This window comes from Acinetobacter sp. AM (assembly GCF_003105055.1).
In the GTDB taxonomy this organism is placed as follows: Bacteria; Pseudomonadota; Gammaproteobacteria; order Pseudomonadales; family Moraxellaceae; genus Acinetobacter; species Acinetobacter tibetensis.
Window position 1 is genome coordinate 1 of record NZ_QETG01000021.1, and the last position, 19,797, is coordinate 19,797.

The following is a 19,797-nucleotide window of genomic DNA, read 5'->3' on the forward strand; positions in this document are numbered from 1 at the left end:
AGTTGAAAATGCCTTTGCGAGGTTAAAACATTTTCGAGCGATTGCAACCCGATTTGATAAGCTGGCACGAAATTATCAGTCTATGATTTACATTGCTTGTATGTTCATTTGGTGTAAAGCCAAATAAGGACACGCCCTAATAAAAAATGCCAAAGAACGTTTGATTCTGATTAGTCCCTATTTGAGGCTCAATGATCGTATTAAAGAATTACTCGAAGATAAGAACCGCTTAAAAATTGATATTCGTATTATTTATGGCAAAAGTGATTTGCATCCTGATGAAATTAAATGGATGCAACAACTGGATTATGTTCGAATTAGTTTTTGTAAAAATTTACATGCTAAATGCTATCTCAATGAAGAGACCTGTATTGTTTCAAGCTTAAACCTTTATGAGTTTAGCCAAGTCAATAATAATGAGATGGGCATTTTAATTTCGAAAAATGATGATATCCAAGTTTTTAAAGATGCTTATGAAGAAGCGCAAAGAATTATTCGAATTAGCGATGAAGTTCGAATTTCTTTAGATGAAGTAAAATCCGAACAAACCAAAGCTGAGACTAGCCAAGAAGATTCAGATCACTTGACTAAACTTACCTCTTCTAAATTAGCTGCAAAACATAAAATCAAGACAGGTGATCTTTTAGAAATTTTTGTCGAGAAAGGGCTATTGCAATTAAATGAAAATGGTAAACATTATTTAACTGAACAAGGTAAAGCTGTAGGTGGAGAATTCAGACCAAGCCAATATGGCGGTTATTTTTTATGGTCGGAAAATATGAGTATTTAATTAGAATTAAAACCTCTTAAACTACCCAAATAGCTTAAGAGGTTATTTTTTAAATCACCAATTGCTGTGCTGTCCCCCTGATAAATCCCCTCCACAGCGATGCTTCATTTCATTCAGTATAGGAAAAATGTCATACGGATATTCAGGTACTTTTTTGGTTTTGGCACCAGAGAACTTCGCCATGCCAATTAAAATATTTTCTTCTACGGTTAAGGTCGAAAAAATATCACGTCGTTGCGGGACATAAGTCAAACCCGCACGTCCTCGCTGTTCAGGACTCAATTGAGAAATGTCTTTGCCATCCAATAAATTTGTCCCGACTTGATGGGTAATATCCCCACTTTAATGGTATCGCCACTGGCTGAGGGTGCTTTGGCTTCAAATGCGGCTTTTTCTGCGGGTTTTGAACAACCTGTTAATGCCATACTCCCTACTATCTCTGCCGCCAAAAAGGTTTGGCTCAATAATTTTTGTTGGAACATCTTCAATTCTCCAAGCATTTTATGTTTTTGGTTATGTCTGCCCTGAGTATTCAATCCCCATAACAATTAATTAAGATGTTGTTTTATAATATTAATTTTTAAAATTTAATTTATTAATTTTGTATACATCATTGCATACAAAAAATACTTGCTGACCTAAAATGATGAAAATTTGTCCATCTTTCCATCATAGGATTTGTTGATAAAGAAATGATTTTGATTTTTAAAATAGGTTCACTTTTCTTGCCAATATTGTTCTAAAGCTTCCAAGATATTTGGATAGTGATAAACCTCATCAGGTTCATCCAGTAAGAACAAAAGATAAGATCTCACAGCAGAGCGCTGTTCAGCATTGAATAAGCTGAATTTTCTGTCCGTATGAGGACCTAGTCGTGTTAGCGTAAAAATTAAGTCAAATCTATACTCATCATTTAAACTTGCCAATAAAAAGGCAGGCAAATGAAATAACATACCCTGAGCATCAAAAAAAGATAGGCTACTGTTACAGCGATTCAAATCATCAATCGAGATATTTTTCCAATTTAATTTTTCATCTTTAGCACGATAAGCCAAGCACTGTGCTTGGCTGGCATAATCATCTATCCCTTGTGCCTGATATAAGCCAACACCCTCTTGTAAGGTGACCCCAGCAAAAGCACTACAAATCTTTTGTTTCACTTGCTCTAACTCTTGCCAGCGTGGCAAGAGTTCTTCAGCCTCTACAATTGTGATCAGATCATAGCCATTTTTACGCATTTCCTGAATATCATCAGGTGAAGGATACTTTCTCATCAGACCGCAATATCCGCCAGATTGCCTTTTTGCTCTAACCAATGTTTACGGTCACCTGAACGCTTCTTGGCCAACAACTTATCCAACAAACTCGTGGTTAAATGACTATCGTCCAAATCTAATTGCACCAGACGACGGGTGTTCGGGTCCATTGTCGTTTCACGCAATTGGCTGGCATTCATCTCACCCAAGCCTTTAAAGCGAGTAATTTGCGGATTTTTGGTTTTGGCTTTCTTCAGAATTGACTCGAGCTCTTCTTCATCCAAGGCATAATGCACGTCTTTGCCGTCATCGATACGGAACAAAGGTGGCATCGCCACATATAAATGTCCTTCTTCAACCAAGGTGAGGAAATGTTTCACAAACAGCGCACACAACAGTGTGGCAATGTGCAGACCATCTGAATCGGCATCCGCCAAGATACAAATCTTGCCGTAACGCAATTCGGATAAATCATCGCTGCCTGGATCAACCCCGATCGCAATCGCGATATCATGCACTTCTTGGGAAGCAAGCACCTCATCGGAAGAGACCTCCCAAGTATTTAAAATCTTGCCGCGAATTGGCATGATGGCTTGGAAATTTTTATCCCGTGCCTGTTTGGCTGAACCGCCCGCAGAATCTCCTTCCACAATAAACAGTTCTGAATCTTCTCGGGTTTGCCCGACGCAATCCGCCAATTTACCCGGCAAAGCAGGTCCCGATACGATTCTCTTACGTTCCACTTTTTTCGCAGCTTTTAAACGACGACCGGCTTTGGAAATCGCCATTTCTGCCAGTTGCATGGCAATTTCAGAATGCTGGTTCAACCACAGTGCAAAAGCATCTTTGGCAATGTTCTGTACAATACCAGCAGCTTCACGGCTAGAAAGGCGCTCTTTGGTTTGCCCTGAAAATTGCGGTTCTTGGAATTTCAGCGACAAAATATAGTTCACGCCATCCCAAACATCTTCCGCAGACAGTTTCAAGTTACGCGGTAATAAATTACGCAGCTCACAAAACTCACGCAAAGCATCAGTGACCCCTGAACGAAGGCCGTTGACATGCGTTCCGCCTTGCGCCGTTGGAATCAAGTTGACATAGCTTTCCTGAATTTGCTCGCCACCTTCTGCATTCCAACAAATGGCAAATTCTGCACTGGCACGTTCAGCATCCCCAGTAGCGACAAATGCAGGTGCAGGCACAATTTCACGGTCTTCCAGTTCGTCCATTAAATAATCGACCAAACCATTTTCAAATTGCCACTCAATTTTTTCGTCGTTGATTTCATCGACATAAATAATTTGTAGCCCAGCAGCTAAGACCGCCTTGGCTTTTAAATTATGTTTCAGCGCTTTTAGGGCAAATTTAGGAGAATCAAAATATTTCGTTTCTGGCCAAAAATGTACCAAGGTCCCTGTGGCCCGTTTAGGGGCTTTGCCCTCTAACACCGTCAAAGGTGCAACAGGTTCACCCTGCTCGAATGCCATTTGGTAGAGGTTACCTTGACGCTGAACTTCCACTTCGACACGGGTCGATAGAGCGTTCACGACAGAAATGCCTACACCATGTAACCCTCCAGAAAACTGGTAGTTATCGGTACTGAATTTTCCGCCTGCATGCAATTTGGTTAAAATAATTTCAATCCCGCTTTGCCCATATTCAGGATGAATATCCACGGGCATTCCACGGCCATTGTCCGCAACAGCCAAGGAGCCATCTTTATATACCGTCACCGTAATTTTATTGGCATGCCCCGCCAGCGCTTCGTCCACCGCATTATCAATGACTTCCTGAGCCAAATGGTTCGGACGAGACGTATCGGTATACATTCCTGGACGACGACGGACAGGGTCCAAACCAGATAAAACTTCAAGCGATTGAGCGGTATATTGAGACACGTTGTACGATTTCCTTATAATCTGGAAGACGAAAAAAATTGTAAAATCATGGGGATTTTAGCAGCAAAATCATCCATGGCATGGTTGCCATGCGCTTCGGTCATGACCAAAGCTCGCGGTTGCTGCGACGCATAATAACGTTCCGCTTCACGATAATCTAAAACATCGTCGCCTTGTTGTAATAACACCAGCACTTTGTCTGCTTGCTGAACATTTGGCACTGCAATCTGCTCTAAATAGTCCAATTGTGCCTCATCCAAGGTCCATGCAGGATTAACCTGATAGGGAAGTTGCTGTTGCCCAAATAACTCACGAAACAATTGCCATGGTCGCATAGCTGGATTAATCAAAACAGCAGGCAGCGCATGCCTTGCGACCAATTGTGTCGCATAGAAGCCTCCCAGACTACTGCCGACCAAAGCAACATCCTGATGGGCAAGTACCAAATCTTGTAACACTTGTAGGGCTTGCTCAGGTGGCATATTTAAGTCGGGCACATGGACAGCCAATGTATCATCTTGTGCACAATACTGTTGTAGCTGCTGTGCTTTGATTGATTTTGGACCACTTTGAAAGCCGTGGATATAAACAATATTCATATTTTCTGGTTACGTAGCTTATCCCTTCATCCATTTTTCATCATTCTGACGCAGGATTATTCTAAATTCGTCGAAAGGCTCAAATTGTTAGACAAAATAAGCCCTATTTCATGATCTTCATCGGTATTTTAAAATTATTCGAGTTGTTCTCGATATGATGAAAACTGAAAAAAGTTATACCTCTATCTTAATCAAAATGAAAGCGTTGAGATGAGACAAACAAAGCATCAAGGATAACAACAAATGCCGAGTTTAACACCGCTGCATGAAACTTATTGTAAATGGGATCGGACACCTCCCAGCCAAGCAGATTTACTGGAAGGTCTGGCCCAATTACTCAGTACGCCACTCAACAATGTGGTGCAAGATTTTATGCGTACCATTCAGCGGGAAATTTTCTCAAGTATTTTTGGTCTTGATGAGCAAGAATTCAAAAATTTGCAAAATCACCCACAAATTGCTCGATTTAACCGCTTAAGCATGAGTGTATTAGAAAATTATGGACATTATCTTTTAGCGCCAGGCCTACGCCAAATTATAGAAAAATACCCAAAACTGCATGAAAAACCGCTTACTCCGACTCTGCATTTTTTAGTGGGTGCGGTGAATGGCGTATTGGGTGACTATTTGCTGAAATATCATAATCCAATGGCACTGCCGATGGTGCTCTATGATCACTACGGTGAAATCCAACGTGGCGATTTATCGGGTCGGGTGGTGATTTTTGTGCATGGTCTGTGTATGAACCATCTTGACTGGACCAACCGTAATAATGGGGGTTTTGGCGAAAAACTGCTGGCGCAACGGGACCACAACACCATGTTGTACTTAAACTACAACACAGGGCGTCGTATTTCGGCCAATGGACGCAGCCTCGCCAATACCTTAGAAGATCTGATTCAGCGTAACCCGCGCATTACCAGTATTGATATTATTGGGCATAGTATGGGCGGACTGGTTGCCCGCAGTGCCTTGTTCTATGGTAAACAAAATCTGCATCAATGGCTGCACATGGTCGAAAACTTGGTCTGTCTAGGTTCACCACATCATGGTGCAGCACTGGAACGATTTGGTTTTGCGGTTCAAGAAAAACTGGGGCGCTTTCCGATTGTGAAATTGGTCGGGCATCTGGTCAATATTCGCAGTAATGGTATTTTAGATTTACGTTATGGCAGTGTCCGTGATGACGATTGGGAGCATAACGAAGCACGGATTGGTTTCTTTGACGATAACCGTAAACCTGCTCCTCTACCTTCGCATATCAATACCTATTTGGTCGCAGGCACACTCGAATTTGAGCACCGTAAAAACAAAACCTTAAAAGTAATTGGCGATTATTTGGTCAGTGTAAAAAGTGCTTTAGGCGAACATCCCAATCCACGTTTTCAATTGAAATTACCCGAATCACATAAAGCCATTTTTTACGGTCTGAATCATTTAGAAATTCAATACCACTCCAGCGTAGCAGAACAAATTGTGCATTGGTTCTATCCTGAAAAAGCACAACATCATCAACTGCATGCACATGAACATATGATTGGTTTAGATGATTTGGAAGGCATTGCCCTGACCTGATGCCACATGAAAAAAGCCAACAACTGTTGGCTTTTTGATACCTCTTGAACAAAGTCGCTATTATTTTTTAGCTTTCGCTGCGGTTGGATAACGGCGCACCAATTGCCACAGGCTCACCACAGCCAAGACCACGAAAAATAACAATGACCATACAGGCAAAGACTGTCCCAAGAATGTCCAGTCAATCACCGCACACTCGCCTGAACCTGTGAGCACTTGTGCCAACACGCTTTTTAATGGCAAAGCATCAATCAGATAATTTAATCCTGGACCACAGCTCGGCACCTGATCGGGCGGCAAGTTCTGCAACCAAACATGGCGTGCTGCAACACCTGCCGACCATAAAATAGACAAGCTACCGAGTAAGGCATAAATGCGTTTTCCCACCGTAGACTTTGGATTATGAATCAACGCAATCAGGGAAATAAAGCCCAACCCCATTAAACCCACACGCTGAAAGACGCACAATGGGCATGGAGACAAACCTTGGACATGTTCGAGATACAGCGCAAACGCCATACCCACAATACTGGCAATCACTAAAAACCCGCTCACGAAGCGAAAACTCCATTGCATGGTCAAACCTCTTAATTTTTATCGATAATGTGCAAGATATTCGTCAAAACTGATGTCAGTATCTTGTTCAAGTTGTTGTTGCTGTTGTAGCGATGTTTGTGCCAGTTCATCAAAATAGGCCTGTGTTTCAGGGTTTAATTGATGCTGTTCATACACTGCCGCATGTTGTTGAGCCATCACGCTACCAAAATTCCACGTTCCACCATGTGTCAGGGTATCTGCGATCACCTGTGCTGAAAGGGTATGATCGACCTCATCAATACGTTGTTGCATCAGTTGTAAAGCTTGGACATACAACTGCGTGGTATTGGCTTGATCCAGCAATTCTGCGAAGGGTTGCATCGCATCAAGATGTTTTTGACACCAAGCTTCAATCTGATAATCCTGTCCATCTTCCACAATGTGTGCATTCGGTGCACGCCCCCGATTGACCACTTCCGCCTGATTCTGTTCAATCTGTTCTTGCTCAGCATCTAACAGCGCAGGACTGTCTTGTAATAAACAATACAATGCCAAGACTTCCAGAAAACCTGCGCTGCTTTCATCAATCCCAATCGGACTATACGGATTCACATCCACCGCACGTAGCTCGACATAGCCCACGCCACGATTCGCTAAAGCGTCTGAAGGCGTTTCACCCGCTTGAGGCACCTGTTTTGGTCGCACCAGACTGTAGTACTCATTTTCAATTTGCAGGACATGGTCATTAATTTGGGTTGGCTCACCTTGCGCATCATTTAACCCTAAACGGCTAAAGTCTGCATACGGAGTTTTGACCGCTTTTTGTAAACCGTCTAAATAGCCCTGAATGTCATTATAGTGAATGCCGAGTTGCTTCTGCGCTGAATTCTGATAACCAAAACGTCCCATGCGCAAAGCAGTGGCATAAGGCAAATATAACGTCCCTTTTAACAACGGTAGCAAATGATGCTCACGCCCCGTCATAAAGCATTTACACACTGACGGACTTGCACCCAACAAAAACATCACCAACGGCGTTAAACGAATAAAATTGCGAATGAGGCCAAAATAGCGATGGCTACGGTAATCTTGTGCAGACAGTTGGCGTAAATGAGCATCGGTTTCTTGTTGTTGTAATGCATTAAATAAGCTGTCGGGGAAGGATAAATTATAATGTACCCCAGAAATGGTCTGCATACGGCGACCATAACGAATGCCTAAACCATGACGGTATAAGGTCTTGAAACGGCCAATATTAGAACTGCCATATTGTGCCAAACGAATATTGTCTTCCTCACTGTCTAACATACAAGGCATCGACAAAGGCCAAAGTTTTTCTTCGTTCTCTAAGTGACGATGCACCACAGCATGAATATCGGTCAAATAAGACAAGGTTTTGGCAATACTGTCTTGTGGAGGGGTAATAAACTCCATCAAGGCTTCTGAATAATCGGTGGTGATATGCGGATGGGTCAATGCCGATCCCAACGCTTTAGGATGATCGGCTTGCGATAAAAAACCATTGCTTTGCATCCGCAAACTTTCACGTTCTACACCACGCAACATCCCTTGTAACAGCGAAGAATCCACCCAAGTCGGAAGTACAGCTTGAGAGGTCGATTCGGGTTGATTCATTATCATCTCGCTTTTTGGAAGAACTACTAAAATAAAATCATCAGTTTATATCAGTCTACTGTGATTTGATGCCGCCACATAATATGCTGTCTATTTTTTAAACAGATTCACAGCATTTGCTGCTTCTGTCGAAAAGATCCAATAAATCAGATCAGTAGCATTAATATGGGTAACATCGCTTATGTTCAACAGGTCAATATAAAAATTTCTTAAAAAGTATACCTATTGCGGCAATTTTTTATCACAAAGTTACTCTATAAGACACCCAAAAAATATGATTTTATGGAAGAATAAGTGCTAAGGATCTGTAATAAAAATGAATTATCAGGATATTTTAAGCTTTTGGTTTGCCCCTGAAACTCAACCAAACTGGTTTGCCCAAAGTAGCGAATTTGATCAAATGTTAGCAGAAAAGTTTGCTCAGATACATCAGCAAGCTGCTTTAGCTGAACTGTGGGAATGGCGCCAGCAGCCTGAAGGGCGTCTTGCCGAAGTGATTATTCTGGATCAATTTTCCCGTAATTTATTTCGTGATCAAGCACAGGCCTTTGCACAAGATGGACTTGCGCTCGGGTTGGCACAAGAAGCCATTTTAGGTCAACATGACTTAGAACTTAGCCCAGAACATCGTTATTTCTTATATATGCCTTTTATGCACAGTGAGTCGCAACGTGTACATGAATTTGGGTTAAAATTATTTGAACAACTGGGACATCCGATTGCCTTAGAATTTGAACGACAACATAAAGCTATTATTGACCGATTTGGACGCTATCCACACCGAAATCAGATTCTAGGACGATCATCTAGCGCTGAAGAATTAGAATTTTTGACACAACCCAATAGCCATTTTTAACCCTGAGCGATGTGTCTTCTTTCTCCCCTATTTCATCAGCAGTCTGCGGAGTATAAACATGAAAACTAAGCTTATTGCCCTGACTCTTCTCACACTCGCGCTGGTGGGCTGTGCCTCTACGCCTTCTAAACCTCGAACCTTCGATCAGTTGGGACGGTTTAATACCTACCCCATGAACACGCAAACCTATCGGATTAGTTTTGAAGCCGACCCGAATATGAACTATGGCGTTGCGGAAGAAATTACCTTGGTCAAAGCAGCACAAACGACGCTTAAAAATGGCTTTCGCTATTTTAAAGTGCTAGATGACCCCAGTAATTTGACCAATAAACCACCCCGTCAGGCTATCGTGTATCGCTCACCGTCTTTCTACCCTTATGGTTACTATCCACGTGGCAATTACCGCCGCTATCCAGGCTATTGGCCAGACCCATTTTACGACACACCACAGGTGGTAAATATTGACCCTGTACAAGTCTCGTATACGATTGAGTGCTATAAAGAACAGGATAAAGTGCCAAGCGATGCTTTTGATGCGATGCTTATTCTAAAATCTTTAGGGCAAAAATACGGACTGACCTCTACAGGTGAGGTCATTCAACCACAACCCGAAGTATCTGCTCCAACCCAAAAATAAAATTAGGACCATTCTATGCCTGTAGCGACCACCAGTTCTGAAAGCTTGCAACGGAGTAAACGCTTCGCAAATATCGCTTTATTGCTGGCGGTCATGACATGGATTGTGCTCATGGTACTCGCCAAATTCATGCCCGAATACGCTTGGCTGATTCATATTCTCATGTTGTCCGCAGAAGCAGGTATGGTCGGTGGATTAGCAGACTGGTATGCCATTACGGTACTGTTTCGCAATCCTTTTGGCAAAATGCCAATTCCCAAGTTCTTACTTGACCATACCGAAATTATTCCCCGCAACAAAGCCCGCATTGCCGAGTCCATGGGGCGTTTTGTACAGGAAAATTTTCTCTCTCCCCAAGTGGTCGAACGTAGTCTTCAAAATATCGACTTGAGTCTGGCCGTCGGTCAATGGTTAGCCAATCCGCATAACAACACGCAAGTGACGCAAGTGATTCAGCAAACCGTCCCGAAAATCTTTGACTTTGTTGGGCAAGAACAGATTGGACGCTTTATTCAAAACAATAGCGTGCAATGGGTGCGCAACACCAATATCAACATGCTGGCCAGTGAAATGCTGCGTGCCGTGATTGAAAATGACTTCCACCAAGATGTATTGCAACGTGGTCTCGATGTCGTACATGACTGGATGATCCACCATCCAGAGCAAACCCGTGAACTCACACAAAAGCTGTTTAAAGAACTGGGAGTCTCTAAATTGGCCAAAGGCGCCAGTTGGATTGGGATTGATGTGCAACAACGCACCATTGACTCACTGATTGAACGGGTAGAATCCATGCTCGCCAATCCAGAACATCCTTGGCGACAACAGATTGAAGAAACGGCCCAAGAACTGATGCTGCAATTAACCGATCGGAACAGTGCAGCAAGCCAACGCCTGAATCAGGGTAAAGATGCCTTACTGGATAGCCCTCAAGTGCTGAATTTTATTCGCGGTGCGGTGGTGATTTTATGTGATGCCATCAAAGCCGATTTAATGCAGCCTGATTCGGGTATTGCAGCCAATCTACGCGTGGCGATTCAACAGGTCGGGGAAAACATCATTGCCAATCAGGCTGTCCGCCAGTTATTGAATGATCGCATGAGTGGTTTGGCGGTTAATTTGAGTGATCAATACAGTGAAAAAGTGATTCGTTTTATTAGCGAACGCATTCATGAATGGGACTCACGCGAGATGATTGGTAAAATTGAAAATGAAGTCGGTGGCGACCTGCACATGATTCGTGTCAACGGCGTGGTGGTGGGGGCCTTTATTGGTCTCGCACTGGGGATTATCCGTGCTGTGGTCGATTATTTGCTCTAATTCACGATACGACTCAGACAAAGAAATAAATAGATTTAAACTTGTACAAACCTTGCAACATGCTAAATTAAATCGGTTTATTCTTCCTTGAGTCTGCGGTCATGCTTGAAATTCATTCCAAACTCCCTGCACAAGGGGTCACGATTTTTAGCCAGATGACTGCCATGGCACAACGGCTGAATGCACTCAATTTATCACAAGGCTTTCCCGACTTTGCGCCACCACAAGCCTTGGTTGAAGCCTTGAGCCATGCAACCTTACACGGATCTAATCAATATGCAGCAGGCGATGGTTTACTCAGCCTACGCCAACAAGTCGCGCAACAGTTTCTACAGCGCGATCAACTGAATCTCGATCCTGTCCATGAAATCACCATTACACCTGGGGCGACCATCGCCTTATTTAGTGCCATTCAAGCCCTTGTAAATGCAGGTGATGAAGTCATTGTGTTTGATCCAAGCTATGACAGCTACGCACCAAGTATTGCTTTGGTCGGTGCAAAAGCGATTCATATTCCTTTAATGGCACCGCATTTTCATGTGGACTGGAACCGAGTTGCCAACGCAATTAATGCCAAAACCCGCATGATCATTGTCAATACACCACATAATCCAACGGGGGCGATTTGGTCCAAGCAAGATTGGCAACAGTTGATTCAACTGATCCAAAATCGAAATATTGTGGTGCTCTCAGATGAGGTCTATGAACACTTGGTATACGATGGACAACAGCACTATTCAGCTTTGTCTTTTCCAGAGCTGCGTGAACGGTGTTTTGTGGTCGGTTCATTTGGAAAAACCTTCCATGTGACGGGTTGGAAAACAGGGTATTGTGTGGCTGCCCCTGAGTTGATGCGGGTCTTTCGTCAAGTTTATCAATTTTCCAATTTTTGTGGAGTCACGCCAGTTCAAGTCGCTTTAGCACAGTACATGCAAGAACATCCTGAACATATTCAGCAGCTTGCTTATTTTTATCAGCAAAAACGTGATTTATTTAATGCAGGATTAGCAACTTCCCGATTTACATTGACGCCCTCTCAAGGCACCTATTTCCAAAATCTGGATTATCGTGCGATTCGCCCCGATTTGAATGATGTTGACATGTGCCACTTCCTTGCCGAACAGCATGGCATTGTCGCCATTCCGATTTCTGTGTTTTATCAACAACCACCTGAAGATTTAAAACTGATTCGTTTTTGTTTCGCCAAAACTGAACAGACCTTGACCCAAGCCACCCAAATTCTTAGTGCGGTATAAAGCCAATCCAAGCGTAAAAAACAACTGATGCAATATGGCTTTGTTTACTGAAATACATCCATTTTTTCTATGCTAACTGTGCTAGGGTAAGCTGAAACAATACGATAAAAAGAGCACAGGATCATCTATGTCGGCACACAACCCTTTGGTGCAACATCAAAAGCTATGGAAAGCCTTTTTTATTTTCCTGATGCCGTTGATTGCCACCAATATTCTGCAAAACCTATCAGGGACAATTAATACGGTCTTTGTCGGGCAGATGATGGGGGTACAGGCGATTGCCGCAGTAGCAGTATTTTTTCCGATTTTGTTCTTTTTAATGGCCTTTGTAATTGGCTTGTCCGCAGGCTCAACTGTATTGATCGGACAGGCATGGGGTGCACAGAATATAGAAAAAGTGCGGGCGGTCGTCGGCTCGACCCTATTCATGACCCTGATTGGTGGAAGCATCATTGCCTTACTGGGGGTATTGTTTGCCCGTCATGTGTTATTGGCGTTGGGCACAGATGAAGCCGTCATGCATTTGTCCTTGCCTTATGTGCAGTGGATGCTCGCAGGTAGCCCCTTATTATTTATCTATATTATTTATACCTCCATTTTACGCGGTGTGGGCGATAGCACGACCCCTTTAATCGCCTCGGGCATGACCATTTTAGTGGGCCTTTGTGTGACTCCTGTCTTGATTGCAGGCTATTGGGGCTTTCCTCGACTGGGAATTGTTGCACCTGCAATTGCATCGACCTTAGGTTTTATTTCTGTTCTGATTTTTTTATATTTTTATCTGGCTTATAAACAACACCCGCTCAGACTCGACGCGCAAATGCTGCGCCATATTCGTTTTGACCGCCAACTCAGTCAAATTATTTTACGCCTTGGTATTCCAACTGGGGTGCAAATGGTCACGACTTCGGTTGCTGGTTTGGTGATTGTCGGGTTGGTCAATCGTCATGGTGCTGATGCGACTGCTGCCTATGGGGCAGTGAATCAGGTTCTGAATTATATCCAGTTCCCTGCACTTTCGATTGCCATTGCTGCATCGATTTTTGCAGCACAAGCAATTGGCGCTGGAAAGTCAGAATTACTCGCCAAAGTTACACGTACCGCACTTGGGATGAATATTGCGATTACAGGTTTATTGGTGGTTTTAGGTTATCTATTTTCAAAATATCTGATGGCGCTTTTTATTACAGATCATGCTGTGGTCGAGCTTGGTCAACAGCTTTTGTTTATTGTGTTATGGTCCATTTTATTCTTTGGTGCCAGCGCAATTTTCGCGTCGATTATGCGTGCCAGTGGTACCGTCACCGTTCCGATGATCATCAACATTGTTGCCATTATTGCTATTGAAGTCCCCTGCGCTTATTTATTTAGTGACTGGTGGGGACTGCAAGGTATATGGTATGCCTATGCACTTGCCTTTGTCTGCCTATGTGTGATGCAAGGTCTGTATTATCAATTTGTCTGGAAAAAGAAAACCATACAAATCTTAATTTAATGGCTGATTGGCTGAAAAAACGTGCTGATCCTCAGATCAACACGTATCACCTTTTATTTAAAACGTTTACTCAACGTCGTCGCCATAGCCGTCACTTTTTGATAGCCTGTTGGCAAAATACGCTGAATCAGATCTAACGATTTTGCATCGTTGCCAATTAACACACGACGCTTATCTTTTTGCACCGCAGCTAAAATTTGACGTGCAGCTTCTTCTGGTGGAATACGTAATAACTTGTTAAATGTGCGTGCCGATTTTTCTGGATTCATCCCCAAGCTGCGCAAGCTGTCATTCATACGCGCATCATTGGCAATATTGGTGCGAATTCCACCTGGATGTACACACAGCGCGCTAACCCCACAGTTTTCAATATCCAGTTCCTGACGTAAGGATTCGGTAAAACCACGAACCGCAAACTTGGTGGCATTATAAGCCGATTGGGTAGGTTGAGCCGTTAAACCGAATAAGCTAGAAATGTTGATGATATGACCATCGCCTGTTTGCTTAATCAAAGGCAAAAACTCTTTGGTCCCGTACACCACACCCCAAAAATTAATCCCCACAATCCATTCTAGTTCATCATAACTCGCACCTTCTACTGTCGAGCCCAACGCCACCCCAGCATTGTTAAAAATCATATTGACTGAACCATGATTTTGTACTGTTTCTTCTGCCCAAGTACGCATGGCTTCACGATCAGACACATCCAGTTTTTTGGTGGTCACTCGAACATTGCTGTCTTTGAGTAATTCTACGGTTTTTGCCAAACCTTGCTCATTAATATCACTTAAAGAAAGGTGACAACCTTGTTGAGCTAAAAGTAATGCCAACTGTTGACCAATCCCTGAACCCGCACCTGTTACAGCGGCGACTTTATTGTTAAATGTTTTCATTTTCTTTCCTTATTGGTTCCTAAGGCGGTATGACAAAGCTACCCCCCATTCTTTTATGCATGATGCGAAAGACTCTCTCAATATAAATTTGACAATAACCATTGTCAATAAATGTCTGATGAATCTCCTTTCGGCCAAACTCCGCGTTTAATTTAGGCATTTGCAGCAATTATTGTTAAACTATAGGCGGTCTTTGCTACGTTTTATCTTTATGACTTATTCCAATACCAACGATGCAGGAAAAAATAACCAACCGTTAAAAAATAAAGAACGCCAGTTTAAAGGACTCTCTTTGACTGAGCGTCAGCAGGCACGCCGTGAAAAACTCATCGAAGCGGGGATTGAAGTTTATGGCACCCATGGTTTTTTTGCCGTCACGGTCAAAGACATTTGCAATGAAGCCAAACTGACCGAACGCTATTTTTATGAATCCTTTAAAAAGAGTGATCAACTCTTCCAAACTATCTTTTTAAAACTGATTGATGAACTGCAACAGAACGTTATGCAAGCGATTATGCAAGCCTCAAACAGTCATGAAAAAATGGTCGATGCTGGCTTAACCGCCCTACTCACCACGCTCAAAGATAACCCGCGGATGGCGCGTATTATTTATATCGATGCCATGCTGGTGCAAGAACTGCATAACCAAGCCACCATTCACGAAACCATGTTGCGTTTTGACCGTATGATTCATGCTTTTGTCATGTTGATGATGCCGAATATCCCGCATTCAGAACGTGAAATTTCATGGGTTTCTACAGGCTTAAATGGTTATGTTACCCAGATTGCGATTCGTTGGGTCATCAGTGGCTTTAAACAGTCTCTGGAAGATGTATTGGCATCGTGTCGAGTGGTTTTTTTAGCCCTACTCGAATCATTTTCTGAGAAAAAAAATTAAATTACAGATATTTAATTTTTACAAAAAATTGACTCTAATTTTATGACCGCCTCTACGCCTGTCTAAAATTGTTCATGAATTCGACTAAAAATTGTCACAAAACTTTGCGAAAATTGGGATTCTGCCCTATTCTGCAATGATACTGTCATAATTAATCTTTGTAATAAGCCTGTCATAAATAAAAAACGGCCTACCGTTATCATCAATAGGATATTGCGTTGTGAAAGATGACTACATACTAATCGTCGATGACGAACTTCCAATTCGAGAGATGATTCATACCTCTTTGGATATGGCAGGCTTTCAATGCTTACAGGCAGAAGATGCAAAACAGGCGCATCAAATGATTGTCGATCAACGCCCAGCGTTAATTCTGCTCGACTGGATGATGCCTGGTGGTGTCAGCGGTGTCGACCTTTGTCGTCGCCTTAAACGCGATGAAAACTTATCTGAAATTCCTGTGATTATGCTGACTGCGCGCGGAGAAGAAGACCATAAAGTCCAAGGTCTCGATGCAGGTGCAGATGACTACATGACCAAACCTTTTTCGACGCGTGAATTGGTATCGCGCATTAAAGCAGTGCTGCGTCGCGCCAATGCTCTAAGCGGCGAAAAAACCATTGATGCCAATGGTTTATTACTTGATCCAGTCAGCCAACGCGTCAGTTTTAGCAATAACATTCTAGAAATGGGGCCAACTGAATATCGTTTGCTGGCCTTCTTCATGACGCATCCTGAACGTGCTTATACCCGTGCGCAATTGCTTGATCAGGTTTGGGGTGGCAATGTCTATATTGAAGATCGTACCATTGACGTCCATATTCGTCGTTTACGCAAAGTCTTAGAACCCTATGGTGCAGACCGTTTTGTTCAAACCGTGCGTGGAACGGGTTACCGCTTCTCCACTCGTGCTGATGTAGCTTTAGGTTAATTTTAGTTTTATGTATGAACCCTACCCTGTCCCCGAACTGGCGCGTGAGCATCAAAAATTCCGTTACAGCAGTTTATGGATATTTGCCAAACAAGATTTACGTTTACTGGCGTTTCTACTGCTCATTGCAAGCTTGATCGGGTTTGGCATCGGGTATTTTTGGGTTTGTATTTTTACCGCTTTTACCATTTTTTTTGGTTTCCAATTGCGTTCTTTGTACTTGGTCAATGAATGGATTTCCAACCGTCCTTATGATGTTCCGCCTAATTTAAACGGTATTTGGGGGGCATTATTATTTAATGTCTATCGTGCACAGCGCCAAGAACGTATTGTTCAAGCTGAAATGGTCGGCTTGATTGACCGTGCACAATCTTCATTGGTGGCACTGGCAGAAGCGGTGGTGTTAATTGATGAGTCACATCAAATTGAATGGTGGAATCCCGCGGCGGAAAAACTACTCGGTATTCAGGCGCTAGATCGTGGTCGCAATATCATGACTATTCTGCGCCAGCCGAGTTTTATTGAATATTTCAAACAAAGCGATCAAATTCCTGACGGAATTAAAATGAAATCCTCAGTGTTTGAAGATCATTACGTACAAATCAAAATGACTCGCTTTGGCGGTGAAAGCCGTCTTTTAGTGGCGTATGACGTGACTCGGATGCACAATCTGGAGCAAATGCGTAAAGATTTTGTCGATAATATTTCACATGAATTACGCACGCCTTTAACGGTGCTCAGTGGTTATATTGAAACCTTTACCGACCAAGAAGATTTAAATCCACGCTGGAAGCGTGCGTTTGAGCAAATGCAGGCACAGACCAAACGCATGAATGCCTTGGTCAATGATTTGTTGCTATTATCCCGTTTGGAAAATAACAAACAAATTGCCAAAAACCAGATTATTGAAATGCCAAGCCTGATGAATCAGTTATTCGATGATGCGCAGGCGTATAACGTGGATTATGGCCATACCCTGAATCTGGACATCGACAGTCATTGCGACCTCATTGGTTCAGATACCGAATTGGCCAGTGCGTTTAGCAATCTCATTACCAATGCGATTAAATACACCCCGAAAGGCGGTACCATTACCATGGGTTGGCATGATGATGGCGAACATGGTTATTTCACGGTTGAAGATACAGGTATTGGGATTGATCCAAAACATTTGCCACGCTTAACCGAACGCTTTTATCGTGTGGATAGCGCACGTAGTCGTCAAACAGGTGGAACGGGTTTAGGACTGGCGATTGTGAAACACGTACTGATGCAGCACAACGCACATTTAGAAATTGAATCCAAAGAGAATCAAGGCTCGACCTTTAAAGTGGTGTTCCCGAAAGAGCGCCTGTATCACATGAGCTAAAAATTGTTTTATTCAGCAATGATTATTATATGATTTAAAAAATAGGGATTGAGATGGTTGCATACGACAACCATCTCAAAGGCATCATTACAGGGTATGCCCCAATGCTTCGCCCATCACTACCGTCGAATTGGCTTTAAACTGCGCATCCCACTGCATTTTATTGTGTTCAAATAAAACAATCGCGGTTGAACCTAAGTAAAAACGCCCTAGCTCTGCACCTTTTTCAAGGAAAAGATTGTGCTGGTTTAACTCTAAACGCCCAGTCGGTTTCACTTTGCCTGTCGCAACCGTTTCAATGCCTGCCACAATCATCGCACCGACTAACACCACGGCCATACGACCCAATTCGGTATCAAACAAACACACCATACGCTCATTACGTGCAAACAAACCTGGAATATTTTCAGCCGTGGTCTGGTTCACAGAGAACAATTCACCCGGCACATATAAAGTTTCGGTGAGCGTACCTGCAAACGGCATATGTACACGGTGATAATCGCGCGGAGATAAATATACCGTTGCAAATTCACCCTGTTTGAATGGCTCTGCTAATTGAGGATCCGCAATCAGTTTTTCAACCGAAAAACTTTGCCCTTTGGCTTGGAACACTTCGCCAGACTCAATATGCCCCAATTGTGAAATTGCCCCATCGGCAGGTGACACAATGCTCGTCTCATCGGTATCAATCTCACGCACACCCTCTTGCAAAGCACGGGTAAAGAACTCATTGAATGATTTGTATTTCAACGCATTTTTTTGCTCTGCAATCGACATATCAATGCCATATTGCGCTTTAAATGCAGAAATTGCCGTGTTTTTAATCAATGGATGTTCACTGGCAGCAATCTTACCGACCACACGCGAGAGTTGATGTTGTGGCACAACGCGTTGCGCCTGAATAAAAAATTGTTTTGTTAAACGTGAGGTGAGGCTCAAGACGGTAACTCTCCAGTAACGATTGGACTATCGAGGCGATTGCCCCATTCACTCCACGCACCATCATAAGCTCGAATATTCCAACCCAATACACGACCCAAAATATAAGCCAAACCTGAACGATGATGTGACTGGCAGTACACCACGACAGGTTCTTGTAAATTGAAACCTTGTTGTTCTAAGCGTTGTTGTGTGCGTTCTAAAGCATGCAATTTTAAATGATTTTCACGGTTAAGTGCAGTACTCCATTCAAAATGGCGCGCATTTGGAATGTGACCACCGCGTCGCGCTGCTAATCTTAAACCCGTATATTCATCTTCAGTTCGACAATCCCAAAGCTGAATGGCGTTTTGCTGTACCAAAGACAGCAACTCGGGATATTCAATTCGGACTTGATCTTGCGCAGCCAAATTGACTTGCACTAAGGATTCTACAGGGGCGAATTGCTCCTGTTCTGAAGTGGTGGGCAAACCTTGCCCTAACCATGCATGAATACCGCCATTGAGCAGCGAGGTATTATAAAAACCTAAGCAATGCAAATTCCAGATCAAGCGTCCTGCCCAAGCACCACCTTCATCATCATAAACCACCACATGATGCTCAGGGCTAATATTCAAATACTGAATCAGCGCAGTCAAGCCTTCAGCATCAGGTAATAATCCTGTGGTATTTTCTTCTTGGCGCAGCAATTGTGCGGGCTTAAGTGGAATGGCATGTGGAATATGTAGCTGCTCATAAACTGAACGTCGACTTAAATCCACGATACGTAATTTTTCATTGTCTAAATGTGGAAGTAGCTCTTCCACCTCGATTAATAAACCCAAATTTAGCGTAGATTCCGTCATCTTTTTTACACGTTTTGTTCTGGCAACAGCTTGATCTTAGCATAAGCCCATGTCTACCAACTGCCGAT

General features: G+C 43.0%; 18 protein-coding genes and 3 pseudogenes. 11 read left to right on the forward strand and 10 right to left on the reverse strand.

Annotated features, from left to right (window positions below; all coding sequences use genetic code 11):
- Window positions 1–127, forward strand: a pseudogene (locus DCO44_RS11790) (IS5/IS1182 family transposase); the annotation flags it as partial.
- 12 nt (window positions 128–139) lie between these two features.
- On the forward strand, window positions 140–790 hold the full coding sequence (locus DCO44_RS11795; protein ID WP_116762115.1) for a phospholipase D family protein: 651 nt from the start codon (window positions 140–142) through the stop codon (window positions 788–790).
- A gap of 69 nt (window positions 791–859) precedes the next feature.
- Here the strand turns inward: DCO44_RS11795 and DCO44_RS11800 are convergent.
- From DCO44_RS11800 to DCO44_RS11815, 5 genes and pseudogenes are all read right to left on the reverse strand, one after another.
- A pseudogene (locus DCO44_RS11800) lies at window positions 860–1,131 on the reverse strand (ABC transporter ATP-binding protein); the annotation flags it as partial.
- A pseudogene (locus tag DCO44_RS17005) lies at window positions 1,105–1,272 on the reverse strand (urea ABC transporter substrate-binding protein); the annotation flags it as partial. The pseudogenes DCO44_RS11800 and DCO44_RS17005, both read right to left, overlap by 27 nt.
- 234 nt (window positions 1,273–1,506) lie before the next feature.
- A complete protein-coding gene (locus DCO44_RS11805) occupies window positions 1,507–2,064 on the reverse strand; it encodes a DUF6714 family protein (RefSeq protein ID WP_116762117.1) in 558 nt (185 codons plus the stop codon).
- Window positions 2,064–3,944 carry a DNA topoisomerase IV subunit B gene (gene parE, locus DCO44_RS11810; RefSeq protein WP_116762119.1) on the reverse strand — a complete coding sequence of 627 codons (1,881 nt, stop codon included), beginning with the start codon at window positions 3,942–3,944 and terminating at the stop codon, window positions 2,064–2,066. The genes DCO44_RS11805 and parE overlap by 1 nt, the downstream gene beginning before the upstream one ends.
- A gap of 14 nt (window positions 3,945–3,958) precedes the next feature.
- On the reverse strand, window positions 3,959–4,543 hold the full coding sequence (locus DCO44_RS11815) for a YqiA/YcfP family alpha/beta fold hydrolase (protein ID WP_116762121.1): 585 nt from the start codon (window positions 4,541–4,543) through the stop codon (window positions 3,959–3,961).
- Window positions 4,544–4,786: 243 nt separating this feature from the next.
- Between DCO44_RS11815 and DCO44_RS11820 the strand changes: the two genes are divergently transcribed.
- Window positions 4,787–6,118: an alpha/beta fold hydrolase gene (locus tag DCO44_RS11820; RefSeq protein ID WP_116762123.1), complete on the forward strand. Its 1,332-nt coding sequence runs from the start codon at window positions 4,787–4,789 to the stop codon at window positions 6,116–6,118.
- Window positions 6,119–6,178: 60 nt separating this feature from the next.
- Here DCO44_RS11820 and DCO44_RS11825 read toward each other — a convergent pair whose 3' ends face one another.
- Window positions 6,179–6,694, reverse strand: a complete 516-nt coding sequence (locus tag DCO44_RS11825) for a disulfide bond formation protein B (protein WP_116762125.1) — start codon at window positions 6,692–6,694, stop codon at window positions 6,179–6,181.
- 18 nt (window positions 6,695–6,712) lie between these two features.
- Window positions 6,713–8,290, reverse strand: a complete 1,578-nt coding sequence (gshA, locus tag DCO44_RS11830) for a glutamate--cysteine ligase (RefSeq protein WP_116762127.1) — start codon at window positions 8,288–8,290, stop codon at window positions 6,713–6,715.
- A 316-nt stretch (window positions 8,291–8,606) separates the two neighbouring features.
- Here gshA and DCO44_RS11835 point away from each other — a divergent pair, with 316 nt between their 5' ends.
- The 5 genes from DCO44_RS11835 to DCO44_RS11855 all read left to right on the forward strand — a co-directional run bounded on the left by DCO44_RS11835 (window position 8,607) and on the right by DCO44_RS11855 (window position 13,854).
- Window positions 8,607–9,146, forward strand: coding sequence for a DUF924 family protein (locus tag DCO44_RS11835; RefSeq protein WP_116762129.1), 540 nt, complete (start codon window positions 8,607–8,609; stop codon window positions 9,144–9,146).
- A 58-nt stretch (window positions 9,147–9,204) separates the two neighbouring features.
- The gene (locus tag DCO44_RS11840) at window positions 9,205–9,783 is read left to right on the forward strand and encodes a CC0125/CC1285 family lipoprotein (protein WP_116762131.1); all 579 of its coding nucleotides are present in this window, start codon (window positions 9,205–9,207) and stop codon (window positions 9,781–9,783) included.
- Window positions 9,784–9,798: 15 nt separating this feature from the next.
- Window positions 9,799–11,103: a DUF445 domain-containing protein gene (locus tag DCO44_RS11845; RefSeq protein WP_116762133.1), complete on the forward strand. Its 1,305-nt coding sequence runs from the start codon at window positions 9,799–9,801 to the stop codon at window positions 11,101–11,103.
- Between the two features lie 101 nt (window positions 11,104–11,204).
- On the forward strand, window positions 11,205–12,359 hold the full coding sequence (locus DCO44_RS11850) for a methionine aminotransferase (RefSeq protein WP_116762135.1): 1,155 nt from the start codon (window positions 11,205–11,207) through the stop codon (window positions 12,357–12,359).
- A 127-nt stretch (window positions 12,360–12,486) separates the two neighbouring features.
- Window positions 12,487–13,854: an MATE family efflux transporter gene (locus tag DCO44_RS11855; protein WP_116762137.1), complete on the forward strand. Its 1,368-nt coding sequence runs from the start codon at window positions 12,487–12,489 to the stop codon at window positions 13,852–13,854.
- Between the two features lie 53 nt (window positions 13,855–13,907).
- On the opposite strand, the gene DCO44_RS11860 is transcribed toward DCO44_RS11855, so the two are convergent.
- Entirely contained in the window at window positions 13,908–14,747 is an 840-nt protein-coding gene (locus DCO44_RS11860) for an SDR family NAD(P)-dependent oxidoreductase (protein WP_116762139.1), read from the reverse strand.
- A 211-nt stretch (window positions 14,748–14,958) separates the two neighbouring features.
- Between DCO44_RS11860 and DCO44_RS11865 the strand changes: the two genes are divergently transcribed.
- The 3 genes from DCO44_RS11865 (at window position 14,959) to phoR (ending at window position 17,945) form a co-directional block, all read left to right on the forward strand.
- Window positions 14,959–15,645 (forward strand): TetR/AcrR family transcriptional regulator, encoded by a 687-nt coding sequence (locus DCO44_RS11865; RefSeq protein WP_116762141.1) that lies wholly within the window; start codon window positions 14,959–14,961, stop codon window positions 15,643–15,645.
- 220 nt (window positions 15,646–15,865) lie between these two features.
- A complete protein-coding gene (gene phoB, locus DCO44_RS11870; RefSeq protein ID WP_116762143.1) occupies window positions 15,866–16,576 on the forward strand; it encodes a phosphate regulon transcriptional regulator PhoB in 711 nt (236 codons plus the stop codon).
- Window positions 16,577–16,586: 10 nt separating this feature from the next.
- Window positions 16,587–17,945, forward strand: a complete 1,359-nt coding sequence (gene phoR / locus DCO44_RS11875; protein ID WP_116762145.1) for a phosphate regulon sensor histidine kinase PhoR — start codon at window positions 16,587–16,589, stop codon at window positions 17,943–17,945.
- An 87-nt stretch (window positions 17,946–18,032) separates the two neighbouring features.
- Here the strand turns inward: phoR and asd are convergent, their stop codons facing one another.
- Together asd and DCO44_RS11885 are read right to left on the reverse strand one after the other, a co-directional pair.
- Window positions 18,033–18,884: an archaetidylserine decarboxylase gene (asd, locus tag DCO44_RS11880; protein WP_116762147.1), complete on the reverse strand. Its 852-nt coding sequence runs from the start codon at window positions 18,882–18,884 to the stop codon at window positions 18,033–18,035.
- Window positions 18,881–19,729 (reverse strand): sulfurtransferase, encoded by an 849-nt coding sequence (locus DCO44_RS11885; RefSeq protein ID WP_116762149.1) that lies wholly within the window; start codon window positions 19,727–19,729, stop codon window positions 18,881–18,883. Before DCO44_RS11885 ends, asd begins: the two co-directional genes overlap by 4 nt.
- Window positions 19,730–19,797 lie beyond the last annotated feature (68 nt).

Coding starts and splice junctions, on each gene's coding strand:
- DCO44_RS11840 (WP_116762131.1), top strand. CDS start 9,205: ATGAAAACTAAGCTTATTGCCCTGACTCTTCTCACACTCGCGCTGGTG.
- DCO44_RS11825 (WP_116762125.1), bottom strand. CDS start 6,694: ATGCAATGGAGTTTTCGCTTCGTGAGCGGGTTTTTAGTGATTGCCAGT.
- DCO44_RS11855 (WP_116762137.1), top strand. CDS start 12,487: ATGTCGGCACACAACCCTTTGGTGCAACATCAAAAGCTATGGAAAGCC.
- DCO44_RS11885 (WP_116762149.1), bottom strand. CDS start 19,729: ATGACGGAATCTACGCTAAATTTGGGTTTATTAATCGAGGTGGAAGAG.
- DCO44_RS11815 (WP_116762121.1), bottom strand. CDS start 4,543: ATGAATATTGTTTATATCCACGGCTTTCAAAGTGGTCCAAAATCAATC.
- DCO44_RS11860 (WP_116762139.1), bottom strand. CDS start 14,747: ATGAAAACATTTAACAATAAAGTCGCCGCTGTAACAGGTGCGGGTTCA.
- DCO44_RS11805 (WP_116762117.1), bottom strand. CDS start 2,064: ATGAGAAAGTATCCTTCACCTGATGATATTCAGGAAATGCGTAAAAAT.
- DCO44_RS11845 (WP_116762133.1), top strand. CDS start 9,799: ATGCCTGTAGCGACCACCAGTTCTGAAAGCTTGCAACGGAGTAAACGC.
- DCO44_RS11820 (WP_116762123.1), top strand. CDS start 4,787: ATGCCGAGTTTAACACCGCTGCATGAAACTTATTGTAAATGGGATCGG.
- phoR (WP_116762145.1), top strand. CDS start 16,587: ATGTATGAACCCTACCCTGTCCCCGAACTGGCGCGTGAGCATCAAAAA.
- gshA (WP_116762127.1), bottom strand. CDS start 8,290: ATGAATCAACCCGAATCGACCTCTCAAGCTGTACTTCCGACTTGGGTG.
- DCO44_RS11850 (WP_116762135.1), top strand. CDS start 11,205: ATGCTTGAAATTCATTCCAAACTCCCTGCACAAGGGGTCACGATTTTT.
- DCO44_RS11835 (WP_116762129.1), top strand. CDS start 8,607: ATGAATTATCAGGATATTTTAAGCTTTTGGTTTGCCCCTGAAACTCAA.
- DCO44_RS11865 (WP_116762141.1), top strand. CDS start 14,959: ATGACTTATTCCAATACCAACGATGCAGGAAAAAATAACCAACCGTTA.